General features: G+C 68.6%; 14 protein-coding genes. 12 read left to right on the top strand and 2 right to left on the bottom strand.

All coding sequences use genetic code 11. The features are described 5' to 3' along the window. Positions 1 to 8: 8 nt before the first annotated feature. The 4 genes from speE (at position 9) to ABJK26_RS06670 (ending at position 3,946) form a co-directional block, all read left to right on the top strand. Positions 9 to 953 (top strand): polyamine aminopropyltransferase, encoded by a 945-nt coding sequence (gene speE, locus ABJK26_RS06685; protein WP_347241506.1) that lies wholly within the window; start codon positions 9 to 11, stop codon positions 951 to 953. A gap of 34 nt (positions 954 to 987) precedes the next feature. Continuing rightward, on the top strand, positions 988 to 1,620 hold the full coding sequence (locus ABJK26_RS06680) for a DsbA family protein (RefSeq protein ID WP_347241505.1): 633 nt from the start codon (positions 988 to 990) through the stop codon (positions 1,618 to 1,620). A 69-nt stretch (positions 1,621 to 1,689) separates the two neighbouring features. After that, positions 1,690 to 3,225: a cation:proton antiporter family protein gene (locus ABJK26_RS06675; RefSeq protein ID WP_347241504.1), complete on the top strand. Its 1,536-nt coding sequence runs from the start codon at positions 1,690 to 1,692 to the stop codon at positions 3,223 to 3,225. After that, positions 3,212 to 3,946 carry a YebC/PmpR family DNA-binding transcriptional regulator gene (locus ABJK26_RS06670; RefSeq protein ID WP_347241503.1) on the top strand — a complete coding sequence of 245 codons (735 nt, stop codon included), beginning with the start codon at positions 3,212 to 3,214 and terminating at the stop codon, positions 3,944 to 3,946. Before ABJK26_RS06675 ends, ABJK26_RS06670 begins: the two co-directional genes overlap by 14 nt. A 26-nt stretch (positions 3,947 to 3,972) precedes the next feature. Here the strand turns inward: ABJK26_RS06670 and secA are convergent, their stop codons facing one another. After that, on the bottom strand, positions 3,973 to 6,978 hold the full coding sequence (gene secA, locus ABJK26_RS06665) for a preprotein translocase subunit SecA (RefSeq protein ID WP_347241502.1): 3,006 nt from the start codon (positions 6,976 to 6,978) through the stop codon (positions 3,973 to 3,975). 38 nt (positions 6,979 to 7,016) lie between these two features. Beyond that, on the bottom strand, positions 7,017 to 7,988 hold the full coding sequence (tsaD, locus tag ABJK26_RS06660; RefSeq protein ID WP_347241501.1) for a tRNA (adenosine(37)-N6)-threonylcarbamoyltransferase complex transferase subunit TsaD: 972 nt from the start codon (positions 7,986 to 7,988) through the stop codon (positions 7,017 to 7,019). Positions 7,989 to 8,125: 137 nt separating this feature from the next. Between tsaD and ABJK26_RS06655 the strand changes: the two genes are divergently transcribed. From ABJK26_RS06655 to ABJK26_RS06620, 8 genes are read left to right on the top strand one after another with little or no spacing between them, the layout of a single operon-like run. Then, entirely contained in the window at positions 8,126 to 9,439 is a 1,314-nt protein-coding gene (locus ABJK26_RS06655; protein ID WP_347241500.1) for a VWA domain-containing protein, read from the top strand. Positions 9,440 to 9,446: 7 nt separating this feature from the next. After that, positions 9,447 to 9,872, top strand: coding sequence for a DUF1999 family protein (locus ABJK26_RS06650; RefSeq protein ID WP_347241499.1), 426 nt, complete (start codon positions 9,447 to 9,449; stop codon positions 9,870 to 9,872). A 5-nt stretch (positions 9,873 to 9,877) separates the two neighbouring features. Further along, complete coding sequence (locus ABJK26_RS06645) at positions 9,878 to 10,087, top strand: heavy-metal-associated domain-containing protein (protein ID WP_347241498.1); 210 nt, start codon at positions 9,878 to 9,880, stop codon at positions 10,085 to 10,087. A gap of 9 nt (positions 10,088 to 10,096) precedes the next feature. Further along, entirely contained in the window at positions 10,097 to 11,254 is a 1,158-nt protein-coding gene (locus ABJK26_RS06640) for an acyl-CoA dehydrogenase family protein (protein ID WP_347241497.1), read from the top strand. 35 nt (positions 11,255 to 11,289) lie between these two features. Then, positions 11,290 to 12,168: a DNA polymerase III subunit delta gene (gene holA, locus ABJK26_RS06635; protein ID WP_347241496.1), complete on the top strand. Its 879-nt coding sequence runs from the start codon at positions 11,290 to 11,292 to the stop codon at positions 12,166 to 12,168. Positions 12,169 to 12,199: 31 nt separating this feature from the next. Further along, a complete protein-coding gene (locus ABJK26_RS06630) occupies positions 12,200 to 13,594 on the top strand; it encodes a TldD/PmbA family protein (protein ID WP_347241495.1) in 1,395 nt (464 codons plus the stop codon). Beyond that, positions 13,591 to 14,904, top strand: coding sequence for a TldD/PmbA family protein (locus ABJK26_RS06625; protein ID WP_347241494.1), 1,314 nt, complete (start codon positions 13,591 to 13,593; stop codon positions 14,902 to 14,904). Before ABJK26_RS06630 ends, ABJK26_RS06625 begins: the two co-directional genes overlap by 4 nt. A 13-nt stretch (positions 14,905 to 14,917) precedes the next feature. Continuing rightward, a complete protein-coding gene (locus tag ABJK26_RS06620; protein ID WP_347241493.1) occupies positions 14,918 to 15,268 on the top strand; it encodes an SdpI family protein in 351 nt (116 codons plus the stop codon). Positions 15,269 to 15,299: the final 31 nt, after the last annotated feature.

Here is a 15,299-nt window from a genome sequence, read left to right as displayed (position 1 = left end):
GAGGAGTTATGGACTACGGGATGTACTTCTTTGAGCACATCACCCCCTACGAGACCATGGTGCGCCGCATGGAGCGGGTCATCGCCTCGGGGCGCACCCGGTACCAGGACTACTTCCTCTTTGAGACCAAGGGCTTCGGCAAGGTGCTCGTCCTGGACAAGGACGTGCAGAGCACCGAGCGGGACGAGTACGTCTACCACGAAACCCTGGTCCACCCCGCCATGCTCACCCACCCCGAGCCCAGGCGGGTCCTCATCGTGGGGGGCGGGGAAGGAGCCACCCTTAGGGAGGTCCTCAAGCACCCCACGGTGGAAAGGGCGGTGATGGTGGACATCGACGGGGAGCTGGTGGAGGTGGCCAAGCGGCACATGCCCGAGTGGCACCAGGGGGCCTTTGACGACCCCAGGGCCGTCCTCGTCATTGACGATGCCCGGGCCTACCTGGAGCGCACGGAGGAGCGGTACGACGTCATCGTCATTGACCTCACCGACCCCGTGGGGGAGGAAAACCCGGCCCGGCTCCTCTACACCGTGGAGTTCTACCGCCTGGTGAAGGCCCACCTGAACCCGGGGGGCGTGATGGGGATGCAGGCGGGGATGATCCTCCTCACCCACCACCGGGTCCACCCCGTGGTCCACCGCACGGTGCGGGAGGCCTTCCGGTACGTGCGGAGCTACAAGAACCACATCCCGGGCTTCTTCCTGAACTTCGGCTTCCTCCTGGCCTCCGACGCCTTTGACCCGGCGGCCTTCTCCGAGGGGGTCATAGAGGCCCGCATCCGGGAGCGGGGCCTCGCCCTCCGCCACCTTACCGCCCCCTACCTCGAGGCCATGTTCGTCCTGCCCAGGGACCTCCAGGAGGCCATAGAGGGGGAAACCCTGGTCTCCACCGACGCCTCTCCCTTCTACGTGACCCCGGAAGGGGAAGCCCGGCAGGCCCCCTATCCCACCTAACGCCTTCTCACCCTTCCCGTGGTAGAGTAGGCCCATGCCCCGCGCCCTAGTGCTGGTCATCCTGGGCCTGGCCCTCCTGGGCCTGGGCTGGATCTTCCTCGGGCCCAAAGGGAAGAAGGGCCTGGACCCGGCCCAAGGAGCCCGCTTCGCCCTGGGCCGGGAGGACGCCCCCCTCGTGGTGGTGGACTTCTCCAACTACCTCTGCCCCCACTGCCAAGACCACGCCCTGAACGTCCTTCCCCGGCTCAAGGCGGAATACATAGACACCGGTAAGGTGCGCTACCTCTTCCGCGACTTCCCCTTCCCGGGGCAGGAGAACGTGATCCGGGCCGGAGAGGCCGCGGCCTGCGCCAACGAGCAAGGCCGCTACTACGAGTACCACGAGGCCCTCTTCCGCGCCGCGGGCGACTGGGGGAGGCTCGGCGGCGAGGGCCTGGACCGCTACCTGGTGGACCTGGCCGAACAGCTGGGCCTGGACAAAGCCCGCTTCGGCCAGTGCCTGGCCTCCGGGCGCATGCGGGAGGGCGTCTTGGCCGACCAGAGGCTGACCAACGACCTCGGCCTCACCGGGACCCCCACCTTCTTCATCGCCGGGGAGCAGCGCACGGGCTTCCTGCCCTACGAGGAGTGGAAGGCCCTTTTGGACAAGGCCCTGGGGAAGCCCTAGGGGCCTTTCGGTGTAGGGCCCGAGGAGGCACACCCGGACCCCCTTGGCCTCCTCTGCTACCCTTAGGGCATGGAAGCCCTGTGGGTGGGCGTGGCCTTCGCCCTGGGCCTGGTGGCGAGCCGCCAGGGGGTGCCCCCCCTCGTGGGCTACCTGGGGGCGGGGTTTCTCCTCCACGGCCTGGGCTTCCGGGAAACGGCCTTCCTGGCCCAGGCGGCGGAGATCGGGGTCCTGCTCCTCCTCTTTAGCGTGGGGCTCAAGCTCCGCCTAAGGGACCTCCTGGACCCCCGGGTCCTGGGGGTAGGGGGCGCTCACCTCCTGCTCTTTGGGCTGCTGGCCTTCCTCCTGGTGCCCAATCCCCCCCTGGCCCTGGCCCTGGCCTTCTCCAGCACGGTGCTGGTGGCCAAGCTCCTGGAGAATAAAAAAGAGCTCACCACCTACCACGGGAGGCTGGCCATCGGCATCCTGGTCCTGCAGGACCTGGTGGCCGTGGGGCTTCTCGGGCTTTACGGGGCCAAGGAGCTAAGCCCCTGGGCAGTGTTCCTCCTCTTCCTCCCCCTCCTCCGCTTCGGGGTGGGCTGGCTTCTGGAAAGGAGCGGGCACGAGGAGCTTCTGGTCCTCTTCGGCCTCGGCGTGGCCCTCCTCGGGGGGGAAGGCTTCCGCCAGGTGGGGCTTTCCCCAGAGCTCGGGGCCCTCCTCGCGGGGGCCCTCCTTTCGGGGCACCCCAAGGGAGCGGAGATGGGCCGGGCCCTCTGGAGCCTGAAGGAAGCCTTCCTGGTGGCCTTTTTCCTGGAAATCGGCATGCGCCAGGGCCTTAAGGGGGTGGACCTGGGCCTCCTTTTGGGTCTTCTCCTCCTCTCCCTCCTGAAGACTCCCCTTTTCCTGGGCCTCTTTCTCCTTTCGGGCCTCAGGGCCAGGACGGCCTTCGTGGCCGGGCTCTACCTGGGAAACTACTCGGAGTTCGCCCTCATCGTGGGCCTGGCCCTGGAGCGGACGGGGGCCCTTCCCACGGGCCTCCCCACCCTGGCCCTTTTAGTGGCCCTCTCCATGGCCCTCTCCGCCCCCCTGGCCCGCTTTAGCCACACCCTATACAAGCGCTTGGAACCCTTCCTCCTCCGCTTAGAGCGCCCGGGGCGCCACCCCGACCAGGAGCCGGAGCGGCTGGACGGGGCCACGGCCCTGGTGGTGGGGATGGGGCGCACGGGGGGCGCGGTCTACCGGGTTTTGCAGGCCAAAGGGGAGCGGCCCGTGGGCTTAGACGCCGACCCGGAAAAGGTGGAGCGCCACCGGGCCAAGGGGCGGCGGGTGCTCTACGGGGACGCCGAGGACCCGGAGCTTTGGGAGAGGCTGGACCTCTCGGGGCTCAAGGCCGTGGTCCTGGCCCTGCCGGACCTCGAGGCCAAGCTCCTCGCCGCCCGCTGGCTCAAGGAACGGGGCTTTTCCGGCCTGGTGGCGGCCACCAGCTTCCACCTGGAGGAAGACCCCCTCCTTAAGGCCGCCGGGGTGGACCTCCTCTTCCACCCCTTCCGGGAGGCCGGGGAGCGCCTAGCGGAAAGGGTGCTGGAGGCCATGGCTATAATGGGTGAGGTGAGCCATGGCCGGTCATAGCAAGTGGGCCCAGATCAAGCGCAAGAAAGCCGCCAACGACCTAAAGCGCGGCAAGATCATCTCCAAGCACCTCCGGGCCATCCAGGCGGCGGCCCGGGCCGGGGGAAGCCCCTACCCCGAGGCCAACGTCCAGCTACGGAACGCCATTGAGGCCGCCCGGGCCGACGACGTGCCCATGGAGAACATAGAGCGCCTCCTGCAAAAGCTTCAGGGCGGTGGGGAGGGCGGCGAGCAGTACGAGGAGGTAGTCTACGAGGGCTACGCCCCCGGAGGGGTGGCCGTCTTGGTCTACGCCCTCACCGACAACCGCAACCGCACCGCCAGCGAGGTGCGCCACGTCTTCGGTAAGTACGGGGGCTCCTTGGGCACCTCGGGGAGCGTGGCCTGGCAGTTTGAGCGCAAGGGGGTCCTGGTGTGCGAGAACACCGAGGCGGCCCAGGAGGCGGCCATTGAGCTTGGCGCCCTGGACCTCGAGGAGGAGGGGGAAAGCCTCACCCTCTACACCGACCCCGCCGAGGCCTACCGCATCGCCGAGGCCCTGAAGGCCCGGGGCGTCCGGGTGGAGGCGGTGGAGGTGGCCCAGCACCCCCAGAACGTGGTGGCCCTGAGCCCCGAGGAGGCCGCCAAGGTGATGCGCCTGGTGGAGGCCCTGGAAGACCTGGACGATGTGCAGCACGTCTACACCAACCTGGACCCGGCAAGCCTCCAGGTGGAGGCCTGAGGCCCCGGTCAGGGCCAGGCCCTGGGCTACTCCTTCTTCCGCTTCTTCTCCTCCCGCATCAGGCGGCGGCGCTCTGCCCGGGAGAGCCCCGGCTGGGGAGGAGGGGTGGAGGGCCGCTTCTTGGCCGCCCCAAAGACCCCGGCCTCCTGGGGCCTCGCCTCGGGCTCGGGGACGGGCACGTAGGGGGCCTCCCGCACGGGGCGCACGGGCTCGGCCTCCACCTTGAGGCGGAAGAGGAACTTGGCCACCTCGCTCTTGATGAAGGCCACCATCTCGTTGAAGAGGCGGGTGGCCTCAAACTTGTACTCCTGGAAGGGGTCCTTCTGGCCGTAGCCCCGCAGGAAAATCCCCTGACGAAGCACGTCCAGGTTGTGGAGGTGCTCCTTCCAGGCGGAGTCCACCACGCTGAGGATGACGAAGCGCTCCACCGCCCGCATGAGGGGCGGGGAGAGCTCGGCCTCCCGGGCCTCGTAGGCCCGGAGGGCGGCCTCCACCAGGCGCTCCACCCCCTCCTCGGCCTTCAGGCCCCTAAGCTCCTCAAAGGGGAAGTCCTGAAGCTGGGGCACGGTGTCCAGGAGGGCGGCCTTGAGGCCCTCGAGGTCCCAGTCCTCGGGGTGGACCTGGGGGTTCAGGAAGTTCTCCGCCAAGGAGGCCACGGTCTCCTCCACCATGCCGAGGGCGGCCTCCTTCACCTCCTCGTCCTTCCCGAGGAGGATCAGGCGGCGCTGGGCGTAGATCACCTCCCGCTGGCGGCTTAAGACGTCGTCAAACTGCAGGAGCTGCTTCCTTATGGCGAAGTTCCGGTCCTCCACCCTTTTTTGGGCCCGCTCAATGGAGCGGGTCACCATGGGGTGCTCAATGGGCTCGGAGTCGTCAAAGCCCATCCGGTCCAGCATGGCGATGACCCGGTCGGAGGCGAAGAGGCGCATGAGGTCGTCGTCAAAACTCACGTAGAAGCGGCTTCCCCCCGGGTCCCCCTGGCGCCCGGCGCGGCCCCGGAGCTGGTTGTCTATGCGGCGGGACTCGTGCCGCTCGGTGCCGATGATGAAAAGCCCTCCCAGGGCCCGGACCCTTTCCTCGTCCTCCTTGCACGCCTCGCGGATCTCCCGGATCTTCGCAAGAAGCTCCTCCCGGACCCCGAGCTCCTGGGCGAGGGCCCGCGCTTCCTCCTCCTTTCCCGCCACCATCTTCTTGATGAAGAGCTCTACCTTCCACTCGTAGCGGTCAAAGCCCTCCTTCTCCAGAAGGGCGGCGGCCAGGTACTCGGGGTTCCCCCCGAGCTTGATGTCCGTGCCCCGGCCCGCCATGTTGGTGGCGATGGTGACGGTCTTGCTCCGCCCCGCCTGGGCCACGATCTCCGCCTCCTTGGCGTGGTGCTTGGCGTTTAGGACCTGGTGGGGGATCCCCTGGCGGAGGACCGAGAGGGTGTGCACCGCCCGCTTCAGGCCCTCCCAGGCGGCCCTGAGGTTCCCCTTCGGCGGGATAAGGGCTTCAAAGGGGGCGAGGTCCTCGTCCTTGAGCCCTGCGGGCTTTTCCAGAAGCTTCCTTAGGCGCTCCCACTCGGGGCCCTGCTGCTTGGCGCTGGCCTTTTTAAAGAGCTCCAGGCGCATCTCCAGCCGGGGAAGGTAGAGCCTGGGCTCTTTAAGCATCTGGGAGAGCCTCTCCGACTTCTCGATGCTGATGGTGCCCACGAGGACGGGCTGGCCCCGCTCGTACTTCTCGGCGATCTCCTCCACCACGGCGTAGAACTTCCCCTTCTCCGTGCGGTAGACCACGTCGGGGAAGTCCACGCGGATCATGGGGCGGTTGGTGGGCACCACCACCACGTCCATGCCGTAGATCTCCTGGAACTCCTTCTCCTCGGTCTTGGCGGTGCCCGTCATGCCCGCCCGCTTCTCGTAGAGGCGGAAGAAGTTCTGGTAGGTGATGGTGGCCAGGGTCTGGTTCTCCCGCTCAATCCGGACCCCCTCCTTGGCCTCAATGGCCTGGTGGAGGCCCTCCCCGTAGCGGCGGCCCGGCATGAGGCGGCCCGTGAACTCGTCCACGATGATGACCTGGCCGTCCTGGACGATGTAGTCCCGGTCCCGGTGGTAGAGCTCCTTGGCCCGGATGGCCTGGATGAGCATGTGGGCGAGCTCCATGTTCTCCGGGCTGAAGAGGCCCTCCACCCCGAGGAGCTTCTCCGCCTTGGCGATGCCCTGGAGGGTGAGGTGGACGGAGCGGTTCTTCTCCTCTATGGTGTAGTCCCCCGTGGGCTCCTTCCTTACCCCGGGCTCGGCGGGGAGGCCCCTTTCCAGCTTCTTGGCGATCTCCGCCATCTTGTAGTAGAGGTCGGTGGCCTTCTCCGCGGGGCCGGAGATGATGAGGGGGGTGCGGGCCTCGTCAATGAGGATGGAGTCCACCTCGTCAATGATGGCGTAGTGGAGGGGCGTGTCGTGGCGGAGAACGAGCTGGTCGGGGCTTATGGCCATGTTGTCCCGGAGGTAGTCAAAGCCGAGCTCGGCGTTGGTCACGTAGGTGACGTCGGCAAGGTAGGCCTTGCGGCGCTCCTCGGGGGTGGAGGCGTGCTGGATGACCCCCACGGAGAGGCCAAGGCCCCGGTAAACAGGCCCCATCCACTCGGCGTCGCGCCGGGCCAGGTAGTCGTTCACCGTGACCACGTGGACGCCTTTGCCGGTGAGGGCGTTTAAGGCCACGGCCAGGGTGGCCACCAGGGTCTTGCCCTCGCCCGTCTTCATCTCGGCGATCTTGCCCTCGTGGAGGACGGCCCCGCCGATGAGCTGGACGTCAAAGTGGCGCATGCCCAGGTAGCGCTTGGCCGACTCCCGGGTGAGGGCGAAGGCCATGGGGAGAAGCTCCTCCAGGGAGGCCCCCTTCTCGTGCTTCTCCTTGAGCTCGCGGTAGGCGGCGGCGAGGTCTTGGATCTTCTCCACCTCGGCCTCGAGGCGGTTCGTGGGCTCCACCACCTGCTTCTGGTAGCGGGCGATCTCCCGCTCGTTGTTGTCAAAGAGCTTCCGTATGAGGGCCAGCATCCTAAGCCCGATTGTACCCCTTCGGGATGAGAAACCCTTCAGGCCTCCTCCAAAGGCCAGTAGGCCGTGGCCCCCAAGGAAAGGGGGCTTGGGGGAAAGCCCCTTTGATGGCGGCGCCAGGCGGCGAGGGCGATCATGGCCCCGTTGTCCTGGGAAAGGCCCCGGGGCGGGAAGAAGACCTCCAGGCCCGCCTTCTTAAAGCGCGCCTGGAGCGCCCGGTTCGCCGCCACCCCCCCGGCCACGAGGAGGACCCGGTGGCCCGTGTCCTCCGCCGCCCTCAGGACCACCTCGGCGAGGTGGGCGATGGCCGCCTCCTGGAAGCCCTTGGCGAGGGCGGCCTTGGGAAGGCCCTTCTCCACCAGGTGGAGGGCCTTGGTCTTGAGGCCGGAGAAGCTGAAGTCGTACCCCTTCTGGTCCCTTAGGGGCACGGGGAAGGGGATGGCCTCCTCCGCCTCCTCCGCCAGGCGCTCCACCTCGGGCCCCCCGGGAAAGCCGAGGCCGAGAAGCCTCGCCACCTTGTCAAAGGCCTCCCCGGCGGCGTCGTCCCGGGTGGCCCCGAGGAGGCGGTAGCGGCCGAGGTCCAGGACCTCGTAAAGGTGGGTGTGCCCCCCCGAGGCCACCAGGGCGAGGAAGGGGGGCTTTAGCCCCTCGGGCCAGGCGGCGGCGATGTGGCCCTCGAGGTGGTGGACGGCGTAGAAGGGCCTTTCTAGGGCCCAGGCCATCCCCTTGGCGTAGGTGTACCCCACGAGGAGGGCCCCGATGAGGCCGGGCCCCCGGGTGGCGGCCACGAGGCCAAGGTCCTTAGGGGTAAGGCCCGCCTCGGCCAAGGCCCTCTCCACCAGGAGGGGGAGGGCCTTTAGGTGCTCCCGGCTTGCGAGCTCCGGCACCACCCCGCCAAAGGCCTCGTGGAGGCGCACCTGGCTCGCCACCAGGTTCACCCGCACCTCGCCGTCTTCCACCAGGCCCACCCCGGTGTCGTCGCAGGAGGTGTCAATCCCCAAGACCCACACCGCCCCCACTCTAAGTGCCCACACCTTGGCTTCGCAACACGGGATGCCCAAGCTTTGGCTTTAGGAAAGCTCTTTTGGGGCCCCCACCGCGGCTTTGGCCGCGGTGGGGTACTTAGCAGGGGTAGCCTGAGGGCAGGGTGCTCTGGCTCCTTCCCCTCGTGCTCCTCCTCGTTTACCTCCTCTACCGGAGGCGCGCCCCAAGGCCCAAGCCCTGGGCCGGGGTGTGGCTTTGGAAGCGGGGGCGGGCGAGGCGCTTCCGGCCGAGGCTGGACCTGAGGCTTTTCCTCCTCCTCCTGGGGGCGGCCCTCATGGTTCTCGCCCTGGAGGACCCTCCCCTGGGGCCTTCCCCCCTGGTCTTCGTGGTGGACGCCTCGGCCAGCATGGCCGCCCGGGAAGGGCGGAAAACCCGACTGGACCTCGCCAAGGAGAGGCTCCTCCCTCTTCTGGAAAGGACCCCGGTGGCCCTCTTGGTGCGGGCTGGGGAAAAGCCCACCGCCTTCGGCCCCGCTCCCGGGGTGGCCCTAAAGGAAAAGCTCCTCGCCCTGGAGGCCAAGGACCGGGGGGCGGACCTGGAGGCGGCCGTCGCCTTGGGGAGGAGGCTTCTCAAGGCCCCGGTGGTGGTGGCCACGGACGGCCCCCCGCCCCCCGGGGTGGAGGGGTACCTGGGGGTGGGAAGCCCCCAGGAAAACCTGGGCATCGTGGCCGTGGCCCAGGGGTTCTTGGCCTTGGGGAACGGGGGCCCTAGGCGGCTTACCGCCCGGGTGGAGGTGGGGGGAAAGGTGCGGGAGGTGGAGGTGCCCCCAAGGGGGTTCGCCCCCCTTTTGGGCCTCCCCCCAACCTTTTCCGCCCGGCTTGAGGAAGACGCCCTCCCCCTGGACGACCGGGCGAGCTTCGGCCTCAGGCGCCTCGGGGTGGACTACCCGAGGCTTCCCGCCCTGGAGAGGCTCTTCCGCCTCCTCGGGGCGGGTCCAGGAAGCGAGGTCCGGGTGCGCCTCGCCGTCCCCCAAGGCGCCCCCGAAGGCCCCACCCTCTACCTCGCCCCTTCCGGGAGAAGCCCCCTTCCCGTCCTCCTCACCGCTCCCCACCCCCTCCTGGAGGGGGTAGCCCTCCTCGGGGAGAGGCTTCCCCCGCCCCCTCCTCCCCAAGGCCCCTGGCGGGCCCTGGCGGAAGGGGAAGGGGGCGTGGGCCTCCTCTACGCCGCCCCCCATGGCCTCTACCTCCCGCCCCTCGAGGCCATAAAGGACCGGCCCCTCTTTCCCCTCCTGGTCCACCGCTTCCTCAAGCCCTACCGGGAGGTGGCCTCGGGCCTCCTCGCCCCCGAGGAGACCCTCCTCCCCACCCCCGAGGAAAGCTTCCTGCCCCGAAGCCCTGGGGGAGCGGGCCGCTTCTTGGCTCTCCTGGCGGCCCTGGTCCTCCTCCTGGAGGCCCTCCGCTTCCGCTTCCGGGCATAATGGGGCCATGCGCTTCAGGCCCTTCACCGAGCTGGACCTCCCCGCCCTGAACCGGGTGGCGGGAAGCCGCCCCTTGAGCCTTGGCGCCGTGCGCCACTTCGCCCGCACGGGCCATTCCTTCCTGGCCGAGGAGGGGGAGGAGCCCATGGGCTTCGCCCTGGCCCAGGCGGTGTGGCAGGGGGAGGCCACCACGGTCCTGGTGACCCGGATTGAGGGGAAAACCCTCGAGGCCCTCCAGGGCCTCCTCCGGGCGGTAGTGAAGAGCGCCCACGACGCCGGGGTCTACGAGGTAGCCCTCCACCTGGACCCCGAGCGGAAGGACCTGGAAGAGGCCCTGAAGGCGGAGGGCTTCGCCCTTGGGCCTTTGGTCCTCGCGGTCCGGGTCCTGGGAAGCCGGGGAGCGCGGGGCGAGACCCGGGGCGTCCTAGAATAGGGGGTATGAACCGCGTCCTCATCGGCATCCGCGGGGAGCCCACCCCGGAGGGCATGGAGCGCGTCCTGGCCGCCTTAAGGGGACTGGAAGGGGTAGGCGAGGTCCAGGCCACGGGGCCCGCCCAGGTCCTGGTGGAGTACGACCCCCAGACCCTCACGGTCATGGACCTCATCCGCACCATCCGGGAAGAAGGCTTCCTGGCGGGGATGCTCTAAACTTAGGGCATGCTGGACTTCTACGCCCTGGAGGACCTCCTCACCCCGGAGGAGAAGGAGGTGCAGAAGGCCGCCCGCCGCTTCCTGGAGAAGGAGGCCCTGCCCCACATCGCCAGGTGGTGGGAGGAAGGGGTCTTCCCCACCCACCTCATCCCGAGATTCGCCGAGCTGGGCTTCCTGGGCCCCACCCTCCCCCCGGAGTACGGGGGAGCGGGGGTAAGTAGCGCCGCCTACGGCCTCATCGCCTACGAGCTGGAGCGGGTGGACTCGGGCCTCAGGAGCTTCGTGAGCGTGCAGAGCTCCTTGGTGATGTACCCCATCTACGCCTACGGGAGCGAGGAGCAAAAGCGGGAGTTCCTCCCGAGGCTCGCCCGGGGGGAGCTAGTGGGGTGCTTCGGCCTCACCGAGCCCGACGGGGGCTCGGACCCCTACGGCAACATGAAGACCCGGGCCAGGCGGGAGGGGGACACCTGGGTCCTCAACGGCACCAAGATGTGGATCACCAACGGCAACCTGGCCCACCTCGCCGTGGTCTGGGCCAAGGACGAGGAGGGGGAGGTCCTGGGCTTCCTCGTCCCCACCGACACCCCGGGCTTCCAGGCCCGGGAGGTGAAGCACAAGATGAGCCTAAGGGCCTCGGTGACGAGCGAGCTCGTGCTGGAGGAGGTGCGGGTGCCCGACTCCTTGCGCCTCCCCAAGGCCCGAGGCCTCAAGGCCCCCCTCTCCTGCCTCACCCAGGCCCGCTTCGGCATCGCCTGGGGGGCCCTGGGGGCCCTCGAGGCCGTCTACACCGAAGCCTTGGCCTTCGCCAAGAGCCGTTCCACCTTCGGCGAGCCCATCGCCAAGAAGCAGCTCGTCCAGGCCAAGCTCGCCGAGATGCTCGCCTGGCACACGGAGGGCCTCCTCCTCGCCTGGCGGCTTTCCCGCCTCAAGGACGAGGGGAAGCTCACGCCCGCCCAGGTCTCCCTGGCCAAAAGGCAGAACGTCTGGAAGGCCCTGCAGGCCGCCCGCATGGCCCGGGACATCCTGGGGGGAAGCGGCATCACCCTGGAGTACCACGCCATCCGCCACATGCTGAACCTGGAGACCGTCTACACCTACGAGGGCACCCACGACGTCCACACCCTGGTCCTGGGGCGGGAGGCCACGGGCCTGAACGCCTTCTAAACCCAGGGCGGGGGGAAGGAGAAGCGCGGACGCGCATGGTCATCGCCTTCACCGGGGACCCCTTTCTCGCGCGGGAGGCCTTGAGGAAGGAGGCGGAGCTCCTCGGCCTTCCCGGCTTCACCGAGCCCACCCCGGAGGCCCTGGCCCAGGCCCTCGCCCCGGGGCTTTTCGGGGGCGGGGGAGCGGCGCTGGACCTGAGGGAGGTAGGGGAGGCGGAGTGGAAGGCCCTAAAGCCCCTCCTAGAGGAGGTGCCCGAGGGCGTCCCCGTCCTCCTCCTGGACCCTAGGCCAAGCCCCTCCCGGGCGGCCTTCTACCGGAACAGGGAAAGGCGGGACTTCCCCACCCCCAAGGGGAAGGACCTCTTGCGGTATCTGGAAAACCGGGCGAAGCGCCTCGGGCTCAGGCTCCCGAGCGGGGTGGCCCAGTACCTGGCCTCCCTCGAGGGGGACCTCGAGGCCTTAGAGCGGGAGCTGGAGAAGCTTTCCCTCCTCTCCCCGCCCCTCACCCTGGAGAGGGTGGAGCGGGTGGTGGCCCTAAGGCCCCCCCTCACGGGCTTTGACCTGGTGCGGGCCGTGCTGAAGAAGGACCCCAAGGAGGCCCTCCTCCGCCTCAAGCGCCTCAAGGAGGAGGGGGAAGAGCCCTTAAGGCTCCTTGGGGCCCTCTCCTGGCAGTTTTCCCTCCTCGCCCGGGCCTTCTTCCTCCTGAAGGAAGACCCCAGGCCCAAGGAGGAGGACCTCGCCCGCCTCGAGGCCCACCCCTACGCCGCCCAAAAGGCCCTGGAGGCGGCAAGAGGCCTCGGGGAAGGGGCCCTGGGAGAGGCCCTAGACACCCTCATAGAGGCGGAAAAGCGGGCCAAGGGGGGCAAGGACCCCTGGCTCGCCCTGGAGGCCGCGGTCCTCCGCCTATGCGGTTGACCCGCGGGTCAGCCCCGGGTAAACTCGGGGCATGCTCAAGCCGGAGCTCGTGGAGGCGGTCCTGGCCCGCGCCCTCAAGGGCGGGGCGGACTTCGCCGAGGTCTACGCCGAGCGCGCCAAAAAGCGCCGGATGAAGGTGCGCCAGGGGGCCCTGGAGGAGGCCCTCTCCGGCCTGGACTACGGGGCGGGAATCCGCCTCTTCTTCGGCACCGAGGTGGTCTACGCCTACACCAACGACCTCACCCAGGAAGGCCTCATGGAGGCCCTGGAGACCCTCCTCCGGGCCAAGGGCTCCTTAGGGAAGGTGGACGAGGGGGGAAGGGGCGGCCTGGACTTCCGCAAGGCCACCCCCAAGGGCCTCCACGCCCCCAAGGTGCCCTACGGGGAGAAGGACCGGCGCTACCGGCTGGAGCGGCTCCTCGAGGCCGAGGCCGGGGCCAGGATCGCCCCCGAGATCAAGGAGGTGGAGGCGAGCCTCCTGGAGTGGGAGGAGGAGGTCCTCATCGCCAACACCGAGGGGGTGTGGGCCGAGGAAAAGCGGGTGCGGACTCGGCTTTTCGTCCTCGCCGTGGCCCAGGACGGGGCCGAGGTGCAAACCGGCTACAGCGGCCCCGGCAAGAGCGTGGGCCTGGAGCTCTTTGACCTCTACCCCCCGAAGGCGGTGGGGGAGAAGGCCGCCCGCCAGGCCCTCACCAACCTCCAGGCCAAGCCCGCCCCCGCGGGCACCTTCCCGGTAGTGGTGGGCCCGGGCTTTGGCGGGGTCCTCTTCCACGAGGCCGTGGGCCACCTCCTGGAGACCACCAGCGTGGCCAAGAAGGCGAGCGTCCTCGCCGACAAGCTGGGGGAGGCGGTGGCGAGCCCCGCCGTGACCTACATTGACGACGGCACCCTGCCCCACGCCTGGGGCTCCACGGAGATAGACGACGAGGGCCGCCCCACGGAGCGCACCGTGCTCATAGAAAAGGGCGTCCTCAAGAGCTACATGGTGGACCGGCTGGGCCACCTCCTCACCGGCTACCCCATGACGGGCTCCGGGCGCAGGCAGGACTACACCTTCGCCCCCACCTCCCGCATGCGCAACACCTTCCTCGCCCCCGGGGAGGCCCGGGTGGAGGACCTCTTCTCCGGCATTGACTTCGGCCTCTACGCCAAGGAGATGGGGGGCGGGCAGGTGAAGCCGGGAAGCGGGGAGTACAACTTCGCCGTGCAGGAGGGGTACATCATCCGCAAAGGGCGGGTAGAGGAGCCCGTGCGGGGGGCGATGCTGGTGGGCAAGGGCCCCGAGACCCTCATGCGGGTGGTGGCCGCGGCCCAGGACCTGGAAAACGCCCCCGGCATGTGCGGAAGCCTCTCGGGAGCGGTGCCCGTGGAGGTGGGCCAGCCCCACGTGCTGGTCTCCGAGATCGTGGTGGGAGGTCGGGCATGACCCTGGAAGAAGCCAAGGCCTACGTCCTGCGAAGGGCCCGGGAACTGGGCCTGGAGGCGGAGCTTCTCTTCGGGGAGGAGCGGGAGCTCTCCTTGAGGGCGAGGGCAGGGCGCCTCGAGGAGATCAAGGAGGCGAGGCAAAGGGGCCTCGGCCTCCGGGTGGTGGCGGAAGGGAAGGTGGGCTACGCCTACACCGAGGAGCTTTCCCAAGAGGCCCTGGACTGGGCCCTGGAGGAGGCCCGGGAAAACGCCCTCCTCTCCGCCAAGGCGGGCGCCCTGCCCGAAGGAAGGCCCCTGGGAAGCCACGACCTCCTGGGGGAGGGCCTCTCCGCCCCCCCGGAGCGGAAGAAGGAGGCGGCCCTCGCCCTGGAAGAGGCCCTTCGCCAAGACCCCCGGGTGAAGAGCGTCCTCATGGGGGGCTACCTGGAGCGGGAAAGCCGGGTGGCCCTCGCCAGCACCCGAGGGGCGGAAGGAAGCTTCCGCACGGGCTTCGCCGCCCTCTTGGGAAGCTTCGTCATGGCCGAGGGGAAAAGCGTCAAGCAGGGGTGGGACCTTCGGGCGGGGAAGGAGTTCCACGCCCTGGAGCCCGGCCGCACCGCCCTGGAGTTCCGGGAGAAGACGGCGAGGCTCCTCCACGCCAAGCCCCTGAGGACGGGCCGCTACCGGGCCTACCTGGAGCCCAGGGCCATGGCCATGCTCCTCTCCGTCTTCGCCGAAGCCCTCTCCGGCAAGAACGCCCTGGAGGGGAAAAGCCGCCTCCTGGGGAGGCTTGGGGAGAGGATCGCGAGCCCCCTCGTGACCCTCATAGACGACCCCACCCTGGAGAAGGGCCTCTTCTCCCGCCCCTTTGACGCCGAGGGCACCCCCACCGCCCGCACCGTGGTGGTGGAGAAGGGGGTCTTCAAGACCTTCCTCCACAACCTGGAAACGGCGAAGGCCCTGGGCCAGAGGAACACGGGCCACGCCGCCCGGGGCTACCGGGGGGTCCTCGAGGTGGCCCCCACCAACCTCTACCTGGAGCCCGTGGGGAACCTCCGCCTCACGGAAGGGGTGGTGGTCACCGAGCTCATGGGCCTCCACGCCGGGGCGAACCCCGTGAGCCTGGACTTCTCCGTCCAGGCCCTGGGGCTTTGGGTGGAGGAGGGGGAGGTGCGGCACGCCGTGGAGAACTTCGCCGTGAGCGGAAACCTCCTGGAACTCCTCCAGGGGGTGGAGGCGGTGGGGGACGACCTGGACTGGCTCCTCCTGGGCGCCGCCTACGGGAGCCCCACCGTGGCGGTGGCGGAGCTTTCCTTCGCCGGGGCATCCTGACTGAAGGGGCGGTATGCGTGAGTCAATCATGGCTTTGGCCGTCTCAGTCTTCTTTCTAGGAGTGTTGTTGATAGGCTTGTCCGTCCCTGCAGTGCAGGGAAAAGTTCCTCCTAACAGCATCTATGGCTTTAGAACGCCCAAAACCCTATCCGACCCGGATATTTGGTACACCGCCAATCGCTTCGCAGGCAAGGTCTCGATCGCTGTGGGTTTCGTTATGATTGTTCTTGGCGGCGTACTCCTGCTTCTATATCGGTACACAAACCTTGACCCTAACATCCTAATCTTGCTGGGTTTGGCTTTTGAGATCGTTCCGCCACTGATACTTGTTTTGGTACTTCTCCTATACCACCAGAAGTTATAGGCATGGGCTAGCGACCTTGAGCACCCGGTGC

Source organism: Thermus sp. (assembly GCF_039793865.1).
Lineage (GTDB): Bacteria > Deinococcota > Deinococci > Deinococcales > Thermaceae > Thermus.
Note: the sequence above shows the minus strand (reverse complement) of the source record. Positions and strands in the feature narration are given on the sequence as shown.